The following is a 15,628-nucleotide window of genomic DNA, read 5'->3' as shown; positions in this document are numbered from 1 at the left end:
GGCTGCCAACATCAAGGATTTACATTCCAGCGATGCCATTCCGAATCCAGATTCCAGTCTTTTGACGTCAGTGCATTCACCTGCAAAGGTTTGGGCAGCTGAGTCAGATCCAGCTTCATTCGCAGACCCGCTAGATAACCATCCCGTTTTTTCAACAGTGGCGATTTATCCGGCAGCGGCGTTTTGCCCTCAGCTAAAGGTTTGCCATCCACCAGCGCCTTGTCCACCGCCAGAGGCTTGCTGGTTACCAGCGGCCTCTCCGCTACCAGCGTTTTTTCAGCGACACGCCATTCCTGAAGACGTCCAAGTTCGGAAAGGGCTTCGTTCAAGGAGGAAAAATTCTGGTATTTGGCGTTATTGGTAAGCTGAAATTGCCGCGTCAGGGCATGGTAGCTCAAACGGATATGTTGCTGCGCCGTGACCATGACTTCATCCAGCCAGTACCAGCGCGGCTTCTTGAGTTCAAATTCGGCGATAAAGTTGAGTGGGACCCCCTTGTTCAGAGCATCTTCGAGCGCCGGGCTAAGACCGATTTCCAGGTTCGCTTTCAGCACCAAGGCTTCGTCCACCACCGCCAGCTCGGCGGATTTAACCTCAATGCCATCCGCCTTGGCAATCAAGGATGACGCTAGGAGCACGCCCAGAAGGAAAGCTCTGGCAGAGTCAAACCGCTTAGGCTTTGAGCAATAACGCATAAAAAAACCCATCATGCTGGAGATTGGGCGTTAACTGCCCGTCCTTCATGGCCGGCAGGGAAAGTGGCAAGCATTGGGCATCCTCGTGCCGCACCAGAAATTGGGCGATTTGTTGTTGGTTTTCCTCGGCAAACACCGAGCAGGTGGCATACAGCAATTTACCACCACTACCCAGGACACGCCACAGCGCGTCGAGTATTTCAGCCTGCTGGGCGGCAAAGGCCGTAATGTCCACTTCGCGTCGCAGCCACTTGATGTCCGGATGACGCCGTACTACGCCTGATGCGCTGCACGGTACATCGGCCAGAATACGCTGAAACGGTTTGCCGTCCCACCACTCATCAGGCCGGGCGGCATTTCCCGTCAGACAATGCGCTTCGAGCTTGAGTCGTTGCAAGGTCTGTTCAATTTTCTTCAACCGCTCCGGATCCGAGTCCAGGGCGGTCAATTCGATCCGAGCCAGTTCCAGCAGGTGCGCAGCCTTTCCTCCCGGCGCAGCGCACGCGTCCAGCACCCGCATCCCGTCGGCAACATCGAGTAACCTGGCCGCAAACTGCGCCCCGGCATCCTGAACTGACGACACCCCTTCGCCAAAACCCGGCAACTTGTCGACTGAAACTGGTTGGTCCAACAATATCGCATTTTCTCCGACTTGCTGCCCTTCGATCCCCTGTTGATGCAGCAAATCAAGATAGATTTCAGTCGATGTCACTCGAGCATTCACCCGCAACGTCATCGGCGGGTGCTGGTTGTTGATTTCCAGCTGTGTTGCCCAGTCATCTGGATACTGCCGACGCAACTTCTCTATCCACCATTGCGGGTGGGAGTAACGCCCTTCCTCGCTGGCCGCAGCCTGTTCAAGCAAGCTGATACGCTGGCGCAGGAAATTGCGCAACACCGCGTTGACCAACCCCTTGGCCCAGGGTTTTTTCAGGGTCTCGGCAGCCCTGACGGCATGATCCACCACGGCGTGTTCCGCCGACCGGCTGTATTGCAACTGATAAAGCGCGACCAGCAGGAGGGATCGCACCGCAGCATCCTGTATCGGCTTTTGCAACAGCAAGTCGAGAATGGAGCGCAACTGACCATAAAAGCGTAGTGTGCCGTAGCTCATATCCTGGGCGGCAGCTCGCTGCTGAGGGGTGAGCAAAGAATGGCGGGGCAGCAAGCTTTGCAAAACCTGGTTGAGATTTCGCCCAGCCAGAACCTGGGAAACCGCCGTACTGGCGAGGCGCTGTGATTCAATCATAGCGAGCGCCCTTCTCGATTGCCTCCTCTCCCGCGGGCGGGAGAGGATTGAGGAGAGGGTGACCCCTCCGGAAGAAGGCTGAGAGGAGGACAGCCCCGTTTGCACTCGCAAGGAGTGTCCCCGCCGAGAGCGGCTGCAAAGCGGCTCGCTCTGACGAGACGGGAGAGGATAGGGGAGAGCGGGTGAGGCATTTGTGGATAGGAACTGGTTATCAAAATTCAAGTTTCAAATCGGTCACCCGGTTTCACCGGATTTCCCACCAGGAAACTTGACGCCGGCAAGCGCTTGCCGCCGGGTTTCTGAAGTTCTTTCAACAGCAAAGCACCTTCACCGCATCGGACCAGAATGCCCTCCTTGTCCGCTTGCAGTATCTCTCCGGGAGCACCCTCACTCCGTTGAGCCACCTGCGCCTGCCAGATGCGCCAGATTTCACTCTGAAATCGGGCCTGCGCCACCGGAAAAGCATTGTAAGCACGTACTGAGCGGGCAAGTTCAGCAGCGCTTTTGTGCCAATCGATCAAACCTTCCGCTTTGGATAGTTTCGCAGCATACGTTGCGGCACTGTCATCCTGGGGTTGCGCATGCAAAGTCCCGTGCTCCAGCTGCTGTAGTGCGGAAACGATACTCGATGCGCCCAGAACCGCTAACTTGTCATGCAGGGTTTGCGCCGTATCATCGTCCGCGATCGGCAGTGCGGCTCGCAACAGCATGCCGCCGGTGTCCAGCCCTCTATCCATCTGCATAATGGTAATACCAGTTTCCGGATCGCCCGCCAGAATCGCTCGTTGTATCGGTGCCGCGCCGCGCCAGCGTGGCAGCAACGAGGCGTGGATGTTCAGGCAACCGAGACGGGGGATGGTTAGCACCGGCGGCGGCAGCAACAAGCCATAGGCAGCAACGACCATCGCGTCGGCGTTAACGGCCGCTAGCTGCGCCTGTACCTCGGCATCCTTCAGCGCCGCGGGTTGCAGTACACTTAATTCGTGCTGCAAGGCCATTTGCTTGACCGGGCTGGGCGTCAGCCTCATGCCGCGTCCGGCAGGCCGGTCTGGCTGAGTCAACACCAGGGCAATGTCATACCCCGCTTCTATCAGCGCAGCCAGAGCGGCAGCCGAAAATTCCGGCGTGCCGGCGAAAATCAACCGCATCTTATAGGGTCTCCCGCATCAGCTTTTTCATCTTCAGGCGAATGCGGTTCAACTTCAACCGCGACAGGTATTCGACGAATACTTTACCTTTCAAATGATCGATTTCATGCTGAATGCAGATCGCCAGCAACCCGTCCACCTTCAACGTAAAAGATTTTCCTTCGACATCCAGCGCTTTCACGGTGACTCTCTCTGCCCGAGTGACATTTTCGTAAATGCCCGGCACGGAAAGACAGCCTTCTTCGTGCTCGATTTTCCCCTCGCTGGCAATGATTTCCGGGTTAATGAACACCTGCAGGCGGTTCCGCTCCTCGGAAATGTCTACCACGACAACCTGTTTGTGCACATTTACCTGGGTTGCGGCAAGACCAATACCGGGCGCAGCATACATGGTTTCCGCCATATCGGAAGCTAGGCGGCGGATTTCCTCGTTTACTTCGACCACGGGAGTCGCCACGGTATGCAGCCGTTCATCGGGATAATGAATGATATTTAATATAGCCATAAGTGCTTGCTTGTTTAATCAATTACATGCAAAATTTAACCCAACCCCTGAATTCGTCAAGGATTGTAGTGCTCCATTGATGCTGACCAGGAACAACTCACCCTTTGAGGCCCGCTCATGAAAAAGCCTATTTTAGCTCTGATTTTGCTTTTCGGCTTAAGTTCGCTCTCCACCGCCACCGAAATCACTCTGCAAGACCGCCATCCAGATCGCTACGTCGTGGTCAAGGGCGACACGCTTTGGGGCATTGCGGGGAAATTTCTCAAGGACCCTTGGCGCTGGCCTGAAATCTGGAAAATGAACAAGCAGCAGATCAAGAATCCACACTGGATATATCCAGGCGACATGGTCGTACTGGACATGTCCAGCGGTTCGCCAGAATTACGCCTGGTCAAGGGTATCGAAACAATCAAGCTGAGTCCACGCGTCCGGGTTGAATCCGCAGAAGCCGGCGCCATTCCCAGCATTCCGCAGACGGCCATCGGGCCGTTCCTCAGCAAGCCGCTGGTCATAGCAGAAGGTGAGCTTGAAAAGGCACCCTATATTATCGGCACAGAAGAGAGCCGCGTCATCCTCGGTGCTGGCAATTCCGCCTATGTCCAGTCCATCATGGAAGGCGGGGCGCTGAACTGGCATATTTACCGCCCGGGCAAGGCGCTAATCGATCCCGACTCCAATGAAACCCTGGGGTATGAAGCAGTCTATCTGGGAGATGCCAGAATCAACCGGTTCGGCGCACCAGCCACGATAAATATCACCAAATCCACCCAAGAAATCAATATCGGCGACCGTTTGGTTGAAATGAAGGAAGAGGCAACCAGCGCTTATGTACCCCACGCGCCGGAGACGACGATTCTCGGCAGGATAGTTTCTGCCTATGGCGGCGTCGCAGAGGTTGGTAAGGGCTCGATGGTCACCCTGAACAAGGGAAGCCGAGACGGCCTAGAAGTCGGACATGTGCTGGCTCTTTACCGCCACGGCCGCAACATTTCACCTGGCAAGCACGACGATACCTCGCCGGAAATCGTCAAATTGCCCGACGAACGCTATGGTCTGGTTTTCGTGTTTCGCGTATTTGATAAACTGTCTTATGCGCTGGTAATGCAAAGCGAGCGTCCGGTGCAAGTGCTGGACGATGTGCGCACACCGTAAACGGCATTTTCCCGCAGCCCCTGAGGATGCTCTCATCCGACGATATTGCTTCCTGGGTTGGCTTGAGCCTGATTCCGGGGCTGGGTGACGAGTCGTACCGCAAACTGCTGCGCGCCTTCGGCGAACCGAAAGAGATTTACGCCGCTTCCTACGCATCCCTATCAGGTATTGTCGGCAAAGACGTAGCTGAGGGCATCCGTCGCAGCGCTGACCCGGAAAGTCTTGCGCCTCTCTTCGCCTGGCTCAGCAATGAGCACAACCATGTTATTACCCTGGCCGATGCCGAATACCCTCAAGCCCTGCTACAAATTCCCGACCCGCCACCCCTGCTTTATGTCAAAGGCCGCCTCGATCTTCTGAATCGGCCGGCAATGGCGGTTGTCGGCAGCCGCAATGCAACGCCACAGGGGAAAATGAATGCCGAATCATTTTCCAAAAACCTAAGCGACAGCGGACTGTGCATCGTCAGCGGAATGGCGTTGGGCATTGATGCGGCCGCACACCGAGGGGGACTGGATGGCGCGTCCAGCAGTATCGCAGTGGTCGGAACCGGCCTGGATGTCGTTTACCCCTCACGCAACCATGCCTTGGCTCACGAATTGGCGCAGCACGGTACCCTGGTTTCCGAATTTTCATTGGGTACCTCCGCTTTGGCGCACAACTTTCCGCGCCGCAATCGCATAATCTGCGGGCTGTCTCTCGGCTGCCTGGTGATCGAGGCGGCAATTCGGAGCGGTTCGTTGATCACCGCCCGTTTGGCCGTTGAGCAAGGGCGGGAGGTCTTCGCCATTCCCGGCTCCATTCACTCTCCTGTGTCCAAAGGTTGCCACTCACTGATCAAGCAGGGCGCAAAGCTGGTCGAGTGCGCGAACGACATTCTTGATGAACTAAAGTGGTCATCACAGCAGAATCCTGTTGCGGTGAATGACAGAGGCTCACCAGAGGACAACCGCCATCCGCTGCTGGACGCTCTTGGGTTCGACCCTGTCGGGATCGACGCACTGACGGCACGCAGCGGCTTGACGAGCGATACTGTTTGCGCCATGCTGTTACAACTGGAATTGGAAGGGCGAATCGCCTGCCTGCCCGGCGGGCTTTACCAATTAATCACCTGACCCAAACGAGCTCCAGCGTTAAAACCACTTGAAGCCAGCACAATGTTCGATATTTTAGTCTACCTGTTTGAAAACTATTTCGAGGCCAACGTTTACCCCGACGAGGGTACGTTGACCCGTGAACTCAGTGCGGCAGGCTTCGACCGGGATGAGATCAACCAAGCCATGGCGTGGGTCAATGGCCTGGAGAAGCTAACGCAACAAAGCTATCTGCCCAGTCTGGCGGACTCCAGAGCACAGCGGTTCTATTCCGATGCGGAAGAAACCAAGATCGGGACCGAGTCCCGTGGCTTCCTTTTGTTTCTCGAAACTTCCGGCATACTTAATCCCGTTCAACGCGAATGGGTTATCGACCGTATTATGGCGCTCAACGAACACGAGGTCTCGCTTGAACAGGTTAAATGGACTGTTCTGATCGTGCTCTCGAGCCAAGGCCAGGCAAGCGACTTCATGTTCATTGAAGATCTGCTATTCGGCGATGCCGAGCCCACCATGCACTGACTGGGCAACAGGCTCTTGCCATTACCGCCGGTTCTTCATATCATCCGCGCCCAAACCCACTAATTTTAGCGAGAGCGCATGTCCTCCAGCCTCCTGATCGTCGAGTCCCCCTCCAAAGCCAAAACCCTAAAAAAGTACCTTGGCAAGGATTTTGAAATCCTCGCCTCTTACGGCCATGTGCGCGACCTCGTGCCGAAACAGGGGGCCGTGGACACTGAAAACGACTTCAAAATGAAGTATCAGCTGATCGAGCGAAATGCAAAGCACGTCGATGCAATTACCAAAGCGGTCAAGCTGGCCGACAACATCTATCTGGCAACTGACCCAGACCGTGAGGGTGAGGCGATTGCGTGGCATCTTGCGGAAATTTTGAAATCCAAGAAACTGCTCGCCAAAAAGAATGTCAAGCGCGTGGTTTTCCATGAAATTACTCAGTCCGCCGTGCTGGCGGCTATTGCAAATCCGCGCGATATTCTCATGCCCCTGGTGAACGCCCAACAGGCGAGGAGGGCGCTCGATTATCTGGTTGGCTTCAATCTTTCGCCGCTACTATGGCGCAAAATACGTCGTGGACTTTCGGCCGGTCGGGTACAAAGTCCGGCGCTTCGTCTGATTTGCGAGCGTGAAATAGAAATAGACGCATTCAAAACCCAGGAATACTGGAGCATCCATTTCGATTCACACAAAGGCAAACAGAAGTTTTCTGCCAAGCTGTTCCAGTACAAGGGTGAAAAGCTGAACCAGTTCAGCGTTGGCACCGAATCCGCGCAGGCCGATATTGTTGACTATATTTCACAACGCGCTGGCGGCAAGGCAACGGTCGTTCAGGTCGACAAAAAACGCAAGCAACGCCAGGCTTCCGCGCCGTTTACCACCTCCACCTTGCAACAGGAGGCCGTACGTAAGCTAGGATTTACCACCGACCGCGCGATGCGTGTTGCTCAACAACTTTACGAAGGGGTAGATACTGGTGGCGGGGCCGTTGGTCTGATCACCTACATGCGAACCGACGCGGTTATCCTCGCCAACGAGGCCTTAACAGAAATTCGCGATTACATCTCCGCCAAATTCGACCCTGACTATTTGCCCAAAGCACCGGTCCTGTATAAAAACAAATCCAAGAACGCCCAGGAGGCGCACGAAGCCATCAGGCCAACCTCGATCCTGCGCACGCCGGATGACGTTCGCACCTTCCTTACCGCAGACCAGATAAAGCTTTATGAAATGATCTGGAAGCGTACCCTGGCTTGCCAGATGAGTCCGGCGAAGTTCGACACAGTCAGCTTGGACCTCGCGGTAGCGGATGAAGGCACTCTATTTAGGGCTTCTGGCCAGACCCTGGTTTTTCCAGGTTTCATCGCGGTTTACCTGGAAAGCGAAGACGACCAGGAGGAAGAGGGCGAAAGCAAGCTGCCCCCAATGGAAGCTGGCGATCAGATTCCAGTGGACAAACTATATGGTGACCAGCACTTTACCCAGCCCCCGCCTCGCTATACTGAAGCCAGCCTGGTCAAGGATCTGGAAGAGCACGGTATAGGCCGCCCATCCACTTACGCCAGCATTATCTCGACACTACAGGCTCGGGAATACGTAAACCTCGACAAAAAACGTTTTTTCCCTACCGACGTAGGCTCGGTGGTCAACAAGTTTCTTACCGAGCATTTTACGCGCTATGTTGATTACGACTTTACCGCCAAGCTTGAAGACCAGCTGGACATCATCTCCATTGGCGAAAAAGAATGGATCCCTGTACTAGCGGATTTCTGGAAAGGCTTTAGCCAGCAAATCGATGAAAAGAAAAATATCGAGCGCAAAGACCTTACTCATGAGCAGCTCGATGAAGCCTGCCCAAAATGCGGCAAACCCCTGTCCGTCAGACTAGGAAAACGAGGAAAATTCGTTGGTTGCAGCGCTTATCCAGAATGCGATTTTACCCGTAGCATGGATGGTGAGGTTAAACCAGACGAGCCTGTCGTGGTAGAAGGGCGCCTGTGCCCGAAATGTGACAGCCCTCTGCACGTTAAATCCGGCGCATATGGCAAGTTCATTGGGTGCTCGGCTTATCCTAAGTGCAAGTTTCTCGAACCGCTGGAGAAACCCAAAGATACTGGGGTAATCTGTCCAGAGTGCAAAAAAGGTAGCTTGATCGAGCGTAAAAGCCGTTACGGGAAGCTGTTTTATTCCTGCAATACGTACCCGGATTGTAAATATGCGGTCTGGAACCCTCCCGTCGCCGAACCTTGCCCAAAGTGCAACTGGCCTGTGCTAACCATCAAGACGACCAAGCGTCGCGGCACAGAAAAAGTTTGTCCGCAGAAAGAGTGTGGCTATACCGAACCGGTTGCTACAGCTGAAGAATAACAATTCGTAGTAAACAAAAAGGGGCCATCAAGGCCCCTTTTTGTTTACTCACAATCTCTTTTTTCTGGATTTCAGGCCGCGACGCGGCGTTTGAATTCACCGGTTCGGGTATCAATTTCGATTCTGTCACCAATCTCGCAAAACAGCGCAACAGGTAACTCAAACCCGGTTGCGACCTTAGCGGGTTTCATCACTTTACCGGATGAATCACCACGTACTGCAGGCTCGGTATAAACGATTTCACGTACCACAGTAGTCGGCAATTCAACGGATATGGCTTTATCATTATAGAAAACCACTTCGCAAGGCATGCTGTCTTCAAGGTAATTAATGGCGTCGCCCAGATTTTCCTGTTCGACTTCGTGCTGATTGTAATCAGCGTCCATGAATACATACATCGGGTCAGCGAAGTAGGAGTAAGTCACATCCTTGCGCTCAAGCTGCACCACTTCAAACTTGTCGTCCGCCCGGTAAATCGCCTCGCTGGGGGAGTCAGTAAGGAGATTTTTCATTTTCATCTTGACCACGGACGCATTGCGTCCGGATTTGGTGTACTCGGCTTTAAGGACCACCATAGGGTCATTACCGATCATGATTACGTTGCCTGGGCGGACTTCTTGTGCGGTTTTCATGGTTCTTCCTGCAGAATATTAAAAATTGTGGCGGTTCAAAGCCGATTATTTTAACTTATTATTACAAAAGTTTACCAGCTTTGTAGACAAATCTTCTTTTTTTATCAGTCTGTTTGCCCATTCCTGGGCATGCTTTTCCAAGGTGGCACGGTGCATCCATAAGCCTTCCCAATCTGCAGAAGAAGCGCCCAACCCAACGGTATTCCATGCTTCAAAAAATGTAGTTAGTGCTTCCCTCGTTGATTGGGGTAAGTCAGCACAATAACGATGCAGAAAAGCGCTCAGTTTTGGCCAATGCGCTCCAGCTTCCTGTGGATATATTTGCCAGACCATGGGTCGCTCAGCTAGCTGCGCACGAACAAAAGAATCTTCGCCCCTTATGAAATTAAAATCGCATGCCCACAAGAGCCTGTCATATTCGTCTTGTTCAAGAAATGGCAAAACCCTGACTATGAGATTCCCTTTTTTGAAAAGATTCCCCACTTCTGGATTGGACACCCCAAAAAAAACGGATACTTGATCCATTGCGACCCGATCTGGTATCAGGCACACCACGGGTGTCGCGCCTTTCGCCCAGCCTGTGAACAGGCTTAACGCTGCATTATTATCATAACAAAATAGGGAAATCCGGACTTCGTTTTTTTCGGGGGCCGGGATGCCCAGGTCCTGCCAAAAATCTGCACGCAATTGAACGGCTTCCTGGAAAATTATCCGTTGCTCCAACCAGCGTTTTTCAACCAACAAGCTCCCTGCTTTTTGAGAAAATCCTGGGAAAAAGAAATGCTTAATCAAGGGAAGTCGTGGATGAGGGGAGGGAAGACCATGATGGCTATCAACCCACTCTTCGGCGCTGAGATATTCCAGGTTTACCCAGGCATGTCTGCGTCCACTCTTCGCCATCGCTTCCACATAGGTGGACGGTAGCTCGCAGGCGAAGGCTTCTATCACTACATCCGCCGGGTCAACGGACATGTTGAATTCACCCCACTGCCTTATTTCCACGTCCTGGGAAAACTGTATTGGCGAGCACGGGTCAATTTCTGGGTTAATCTTTTGAAAGCTGATCAGGTCGTCCGTCCACAGACGGACCCTTAGGCCATGCTCGGCAGCCAGTTGGCGGGCGAGCCGCCAACAGACGCCGATATCACCGTAATTGTCGACTACTGTGCTGAAGATGTCCCATCTCGGCAGGACAATATCAGATGTCGAGGTTTCTTGCTCCAAGTGCGTTTGTTTCGATAAAAGCACGTCGCGGTTCAACCTGGTCGCCCATCAAAGTGGTAAAAATTTCGTCAGCGGCGATTACATCGTCAATCTGCACCCTAAGCAGCCGTCTTACCTGAGGATCCATGGTTGTTTCCCAAAGCTGCCCGGGATTCATTTCACCCAAACCCTTGTAGCGCTGGATACCCAAGCCGCGTTTCACCTCTTCCAGCAGCCAGTCCATTGCAGCCTTGAACTCGCTGACAGGCTGGGATCGTTCTCCACGCTTGATGCTTGCACCTTCTTTAAGCAAGCCATGCAGCACTTGTGCTGTTTTCAATAGCTGTGCGTAGTCGCCGCTTTGCTGAAAATCCCGATCAAGATAGCTGATCTGCAAATTTCCGTGCACCATCTTGCTTATTTTCAGTCGGAAACTTTCTGTAGCTTCATTGTAGGAAGCCGAAACAGTATACTGCTCGTTAACCAACGCTTTTTTAAGCTGTTCTGCGCTCTCATTCGCCGAAGCAAGATCACTCAGGTCAAGCACGAAGTTTTTAAGCAAAGCGTAGAGGATTGGCTCTGAGATAATACGGCTCAAGCGCTCGACAATCGCTTCGGCCAGCAGGAATTCTTTGGCCACTTCCTCTAGAGCGGCCTTGCTGATCGGCTCTTTGCCAACCTCCGTAACCAGTTCAGCCTCGCTCAACGCCATTTGCAGCATGTATTGCTTCAATTCATGGTCATCCTTCAGGTAGCGTTCCTGCTTACCATGTTTGACCTTGTACAGCGGAGGCTGGGCTATGTAGATATGACCCCGTTCCACCAGTTCAGGCATTTGCCTGTAGAAAAAAGTGAGTAGCAGGGTGCGAATATGGGAACCGTCCACATCCGCGTCGGTCATGATGATAATGCGGTGATAGCGCAATTTCTCTGCTGAGTATTCATCCTTGCCGATGCCTGTACCCAGAGCAACGATCAGAGTTGCGATTTCCTGGGAAGACACCAGTCGGTCGAAGCGAGCTCGCTCAACGTTGAGAATTTTTCCTTTCAGGGGAAGGATCGCTTGGAATTTCCTATCCCTTCCCTGCTTCGCCGAACCTCCGGCTGAATCTCCTTCTACCAGGTAAATTTCAGACAATGCAGGGTCTTTTTCCTGACAGTCTGCCAACTTGCCCGGCAAACCCATGCCGTCCAGCACGCCTTTTCGACGCGTTATTTCCCGTGCTTTGCGCGCCGCTTCTCGTGCACGCGCTGCATCAACAATTTTTCCACAAATAATTTTAGCGTCATTCGGGTTTTCCAGCATATATTCTGCAAGTTTCGCAGAAACGATTTCCTGTACTACTGGCATCACTTCGGAAGAAACCAATTTTTCTTTGGTCTGTGATGAAAATTTTGGGTCAGGGATTTTTACCGACAATACGCACGTCAGTCCCTCGCGCATATCATCGCCAGCAGTTTCTACTTTTGCTTTTTTTGCCTGCTCGCTTTGTTCTATATACGTATTTAATGTACGTGTCATTGCGTTACGGAGTCCCGTCAAATGACTTCCTCCGTCACGCTGTGGGATGTTATTAGTAAAACATTGAACAGATTCCTGATAGGAGTCATTCCACTGCATTGCTACTTCCACAGTCATGCCGTCTTTTTCACCTATTGCATAAAAAACCTTGGGGTGCAGGACAGTTTTACTGCGGTTTACATATTCAACAAACCCCTTTACACCACCACTAAAAGCAAAGTTATCACTTTTCCCTGTTCTCTGGTCAACGAGTTCAATGTGTACGCCATTGTTAAGAAACGAAAGTTCGCGCAGTCGTTTAGCCAGAATCTCGTAATGATATTCGACCAAACCAAATATTTCCTCATCTGCAATAAAATGTACATCAGTACCATGTTTTTCAGTCTGGCCAATAAGCTTTAGTGGTTCGACTGGTACGCCACAACGAAACTCCATGGAATGCGTTTGCCCATCACGCCGAATAGTTAATTTCAACCATTTTGAAAGGGCGTTGACGCAGGACACGCCTACACCATGCAACCCCCCGGAAACCTTGTATGAATTGCTGTCGAATTTTCCCCCGGCATGCAACTCCGTCATGACAATTTCTGCCGCAGACCGCTTGAATTCGTCATCGTCCTTGATTCCGGTGGGAATCCCGCGGCCATTGTCATGTACGCTGATGGAATTATCCGGATGAATAACGACTTTTATTTCGTTGCAATGGCCGGCAAGTGCTTCATCTATGGCGTTGTCTACCACCTCAAATACCATATGGTGCAACCCTGAACCATCACTGGTATCTCCAATGTACATGCCGGGCCGTTTGCGCACGGCTTCCAGGCCCTTCAGTATTTTGATGCTATCGGAAGTATATTCAGACATTATTTATGGGTTCCACGTGAAACAATTTATTTTAAATACGCATTGGCATGACAACATACTTGAAGCATTCATTATCTGGAATAGTGAATAAGCCGCTACTGTTGGCGTCACCAAACGAGAGAGTAATGGATGGGATACTTAAATTGGTTAGAACATCCAGCAAATAATTGACGTTGAAACCTATATCCAGCGGTTCACCACTATAGTTAACTTCAATTTCCTCTTGAGCTTCTTCCTGCTCATTATTGTTACAAATTATACGCAGGCTATTTTGTGTTAATACGAGCCTGACACCACGAAACTTTTCGTTGGATAAGATGGACGCACGCTGCAGAGATTGCAACAGGAGTATACGATCAATCTGAATGTGGTTCTGATAATCAGAGGGAATTACGCGATTATAATCTGGAAACTTTCCTTCTACTATTTTTGATACTAGAACTACATTAGAAAAAGAGAAGCGAGTTTGACTTTGGCCAATTTCAATGGTTACTTCCTCATCGTTATCAGTAAGCAATTTAATTAATTCAATAACCGTTTTACGCGGGAGAATCACCTCTTGGGCCGATCCTTCTGCCATGTCCTCAGTATTTTCCAAGGGGAAACAAGCCATACCAAGTCGATGGCCATCTGTAGCCACAACCCGTAGTAATTTGCTTTCTACCACAAGTAATAACCCATTTAAATAATAGCGTATATCTTGCTGTGCCATTGCATACTGAACAAGATTGAGCAGATTTTTCAGGGTTTTTTGGGTTGTTTTAAAATAAGACCTGTTTTCTCCTGAGGGAGCTAATATTGGAAAATCATTTGCTGGCAATGTTTGGAGGTTGAAGCGGCTTTTTCCAACTTTTATTTGCAGTCTCGACTCATCTTTTTCTAACGCAATTTTGGAATCCTCTGGAAATGCACGGCAGATATCCTGAAGTTTTTTTGCTGATGCTGTTACCGAAAAATCCGGAAGTTCATCCTGACAAATGGATGTCGCTGTAATTTGTATTTCCAAGTCTGTAGCAATAACAGAAAGATTTTCCCCGTTTTTTTCTATCAGGATATTGGAAAGAATGGGAAGTGTATGCCGCCGTTCCACAATACCAATTACGGATTGAAGTGGCTTTAAGATCGCATCCCTGTTTGTTTGAATTAATAACATATATATATCCTAAGACTAATAGTAAGCCTAATCAATTACCGGTATAGTTAATATTTTTACTTATTAATCAACTTGTTAATGTATCAATAAGCTTGTGGACAATCTCGCCAAGGCTTGTGGATTAAATGGGGTAAAAAATTTACTTAAGCAAGGAAATAAGCTTTATCAACATTTGATCCATATGATTTAGCTACGCAGAATTTGCAACAATATTTCAAAGTCTCTGCTAATTGTAGGGTCGGAAATTTTTAATTCCGTAATCTTTCTACATGCATGTATTACTGTTGAGTGGTCACGCCCACCGAATGCATCGCCTATTTCCGGGTAACTCGATTGTGTAAGTTCTTTTGCGAGTGCCATAGCGACTTGCCGTGGTCGAGCTACATTTCTTGATCGTTTCGGAGAGAACATTTCAGCAACTTTGATTTTATAGTAATCCGCAACGGTTTTTTGAATATTATCTAGTGAAACTTGACGATTTTGAACAGCCAGTAAATCCTTGAGCGCTTCTTTGGCCAATTCCAGGTTAATTGGATGTCCCGTGAATCGAGAATAAGCTAGAACTCGCTTTAGTGCGCCTTCCAGTTCACGTACATTGGAACGTATTTGTTTGGCGATGAAAAAAGCGACTTCTTCTTGTAATTTTATTTCTTCGGCCCTTGCTTTCTTTAGCAAGATTGCTACACGCATTTCCAGTTCTGGAGGCTCAATTGCAACGGTCAGGCCCCAGCCGAAGCGGGAAATGAGGCGATCCTCCATTCCCGCAATTTCTCTGGGAAAGGTATCGCAAGTGATGATTACCTGTTTATGGTCTTCGATCAAGGCGTTAAAAGCGTAAAAAAACTCTTCTTGGGTCCGATTTTTGCCCGCAAAAAATTGTATGTCATCGATCAACAGCAAATCCAGAGAGTGGTAATACCGTTTAAAATCGTCAAACGCTTTATGCTGGTAAGCGCGCACTACGTCAGAAACGTAGCGCTCTGCATGTAAATAGCTGATTTTCGCCTTGCTATTTTGTTCTTTAACCAGATTGCCGATGGCTTGTATTAAATGGGTTTTGCCTAGCCCCACTCCACCATAAACAAATAAAGGGTTGTAAGCGGTACCTGGATTTTCAGCTACTTGTATGGCTGCAGCCCGGGCTAGCTGGTTCGCTTTGCCTGTAACAAAATTGGAAAAAGTGAACAGTGGATTGAGGCGTGATTGATCAGGTTTTGTATTTTGTCGTACAGGTGTTGCCGCGGCAGCTATTGTTGGTTGTGTCGTGTTATTTTCCGGTGTATCCGGCAGAGAAAGCAGCAGCAATAGGGGTTCGGAAAAATGGGCTTCAACCATCTCCTCGATTCGAGCTAGGAACTTATCTTTGACCCACTGCAGGATAAAGCGGTTTGGTGCGATCAGGCGAGGGATACCGTCCGATGAGTCGAACTTTAGCGGCTTAATCCAAGTATTGAATTGCTGGGGGGGCAAGTCTTCTTTAAATTTATTTACGCAATCAAGCCAAAAACTTTCCATTGGGTAATCCAAA

At 50.6% G+C, this 15,628-nt stretch carries 13 protein-coding genes; 4 read left to right on the top strand and 9 right to left on the bottom strand.

The window, feature by feature from the left end:
• Positions 1–11: 11 nt before the first annotated feature.
• The 4 genes from SCD_RS16765 to def form a co-directional block, all read right to left on the bottom strand.
• Positions 12–638, bottom strand: coding sequence for a DUF4390 domain-containing protein (locus tag SCD_RS16765; protein WP_232504418.1), 627 nt, complete (start codon positions 636–638; stop codon positions 12–14).
• Positions 639–672: 34 nt separating this feature from the next.
• A complete protein-coding gene (rsmB, locus tag SCD_RS00060; RefSeq protein WP_009207194.1) occupies positions 673–1,944 on the bottom strand; it encodes a 16S rRNA (cytosine(967)-C(5))-methyltransferase RsmB in 1,272 nt (423 codons plus the stop codon).
• A gap of 218 nt (positions 1,945–2,162) precedes the next feature.
• Positions 2,163–3,092, bottom strand: a complete 930-nt coding sequence (fmt, locus tag SCD_RS00055; protein ID WP_009207195.1) for a methionyl-tRNA formyltransferase — start codon at positions 3,090–3,092, stop codon at positions 2,163–2,165.
• A gap of 1 nt (position 3,093) precedes the next feature.
• On the bottom strand, positions 3,094–3,597 hold the full coding sequence (gene def, locus SCD_RS00050; RefSeq protein ID WP_009207196.1) for a peptide deformylase: 504 nt from the start codon (positions 3,595–3,597) through the stop codon (positions 3,094–3,096).
• Between the two features lie 117 nt (positions 3,598–3,714).
• On the opposite strand from def, the gene SCD_RS00045 reads away from it, so the two are divergent.
• The 4 genes from SCD_RS00045 to topA all read left to right on the top strand — a co-directional run bounded on the left by SCD_RS00045 (position 3,715) and on the right by topA (position 8,726).
• Positions 3,715–4,749, top strand: coding sequence for a LysM peptidoglycan-binding domain-containing protein (locus tag SCD_RS00045; RefSeq protein WP_009207197.1), 1,035 nt, complete (start codon positions 3,715–3,717; stop codon positions 4,747–4,749).
• A gap of 26 nt (positions 4,750–4,775) precedes the next feature.
• A complete protein-coding gene (gene dprA / locus SCD_RS00040; RefSeq protein ID WP_009207198.1) occupies positions 4,776–5,864 on the top strand; it encodes a DNA-processing protein DprA in 1,089 nt (362 codons plus the stop codon).
• A 42-nt stretch (positions 5,865–5,906) separates the two neighbouring features.
• Positions 5,907–6,365: a DUF494 domain-containing protein gene (locus SCD_RS00035; protein ID WP_009207199.1), complete on the top strand. Its 459-nt coding sequence runs from the start codon at positions 5,907–5,909 to the stop codon at positions 6,363–6,365.
• 78 nt (positions 6,366–6,443) lie between these two features.
• The gene (gene topA, locus SCD_RS00030) at positions 6,444–8,726 is read left to right on the top strand and encodes a type I DNA topoisomerase (RefSeq protein ID WP_009207200.1); all 2,283 of its coding nucleotides are present in this window, start codon (positions 6,444–6,446) and stop codon (positions 8,724–8,726) included.
• A 71-nt stretch (positions 8,727–8,797) separates the two neighbouring features.
• On the opposite strand, the gene efp is transcribed toward topA, so the two are convergent.
• The 5 genes from efp to dnaA all read right to left on the bottom strand — a co-directional run bounded on the left by efp (position 8,798) and on the right by dnaA (position 15,615).
• The gene (gene efp, locus SCD_RS00025; RefSeq protein ID WP_009207201.1) at positions 8,798–9,358 is read right to left on the bottom strand and encodes an elongation factor P; all 561 of its coding nucleotides are present in this window, start codon (positions 9,356–9,358) and stop codon (positions 8,798–8,800) included.
• A 45-nt stretch (positions 9,359–9,403) separates the two neighbouring features.
• A complete protein-coding gene (gene earP, locus SCD_RS00020; protein ID WP_051338755.1) occupies positions 9,404–10,582 on the bottom strand; it encodes an elongation factor P maturation arginine rhamnosyltransferase EarP in 1,179 nt (392 codons plus the stop codon).
• Positions 10,557–12,947 carry a DNA topoisomerase (ATP-hydrolyzing) subunit B gene (gyrB, locus tag SCD_RS00015; protein ID WP_009207202.1) on the bottom strand — a complete coding sequence of 797 codons (2,391 nt, stop codon included), beginning with the start codon at positions 12,945–12,947 and terminating at the stop codon, positions 10,557–10,559. The genes earP and gyrB overlap by 26 nt, the downstream gene beginning before the upstream one ends.
• Before the next feature lie 31 nt (positions 12,948–12,978).
• On the bottom strand, positions 12,979–14,100 hold the full coding sequence (dnaN, locus tag SCD_RS00010; RefSeq protein ID WP_009207203.1) for a DNA polymerase III subunit beta: 1,122 nt from the start codon (positions 14,098–14,100) through the stop codon (positions 12,979–12,981).
• A gap of 186 nt (positions 14,101–14,286) precedes the next feature.
• Complete coding sequence (dnaA, locus tag SCD_RS00005) at positions 14,287–15,615, bottom strand: chromosomal replication initiator protein DnaA (RefSeq protein ID WP_009207204.1); 1,329 nt, start codon at positions 15,613–15,615, stop codon at positions 14,287–14,289.
• Positions 15,616–15,628 lie beyond the last annotated feature (13 nt).

Origin of the sequence: Sulfuricella denitrificans skB26, from assembly GCF_000297055.2 — a bacterium.
Classification (GTDB): domain Bacteria; phylum Pseudomonadota; class Gammaproteobacteria; order Burkholderiales; family Sulfuricellaceae; genus Sulfuricella; species Sulfuricella denitrificans.
The sequence above is the reverse complement of the archived record's forward strand: the minus strand, read 5'-3'. Positions and strand labels throughout refer to the sequence as shown.

What these genes read in the sequence shown, in the direction of transcription:
- rsmB (WP_009207194.1), bottom strand. Translation starts at nt 1,944, where the DNA reads ATGATTGAATCACAGCGCCTCGCCAGTACGGCGGTTTCCCAGGTTCTG.
- fmt (WP_009207195.1), bottom strand. Translation starts at nt 3,092, where the DNA reads ATGCGGTTGATTTTCGCCGGCACGCCGGAATTTTCGGCTGCCGCTCTG.
- def (WP_009207196.1), bottom strand. Translation starts at nt 3,597, where the DNA reads ATGGCTATATTAAATATCATTCATTATCCCGATGAACGGCTGCATACC.
- SCD_RS00045 (WP_009207197.1), top strand. Translation starts at nt 3,715, where the DNA reads ATGAAAAAGCCTATTTTAGCTCTGATTTTGCTTTTCGGCTTAAGTTCG.
- dprA (WP_009207198.1), top strand. Translation starts at nt 4,776, where the DNA reads ATGCTCTCATCCGACGATATTGCTTCCTGGGTTGGCTTGAGCCTGATT.
- SCD_RS00035 (WP_009207199.1), top strand. Translation starts at nt 5,907, where the DNA reads ATGTTCGATATTTTAGTCTACCTGTTTGAAAACTATTTCGAGGCCAAC.
- topA (WP_009207200.1), top strand. Translation starts at nt 6,444, where the DNA reads ATGTCCTCCAGCCTCCTGATCGTCGAGTCCCCCTCCAAAGCCAAAACC.
- efp (WP_009207201.1), bottom strand. Translation starts at nt 9,358, where the DNA reads ATGAAAACCGCACAAGAAGTCCGCCCAGGCAACGTAATCATGATCGGT.
- gyrB (WP_009207202.1), bottom strand. Translation starts at nt 12,947, where the DNA reads ATGTCTGAATATACTTCCGATAGCATCAAAATACTGAAGGGCCTGGAA.
- dnaN (WP_009207203.1), bottom strand. Translation starts at nt 14,100, where the DNA reads ATGTTATTAATTCAAACAAACAGGGATGCGATCTTAAAGCCACTTCAA.
- dnaA (WP_009207204.1), bottom strand. Translation starts at nt 15,615, where the DNA reads ATGGAAAGTTTTTGGCTTGATTGCGTAAATAAATTTAAAGAAGACTTG.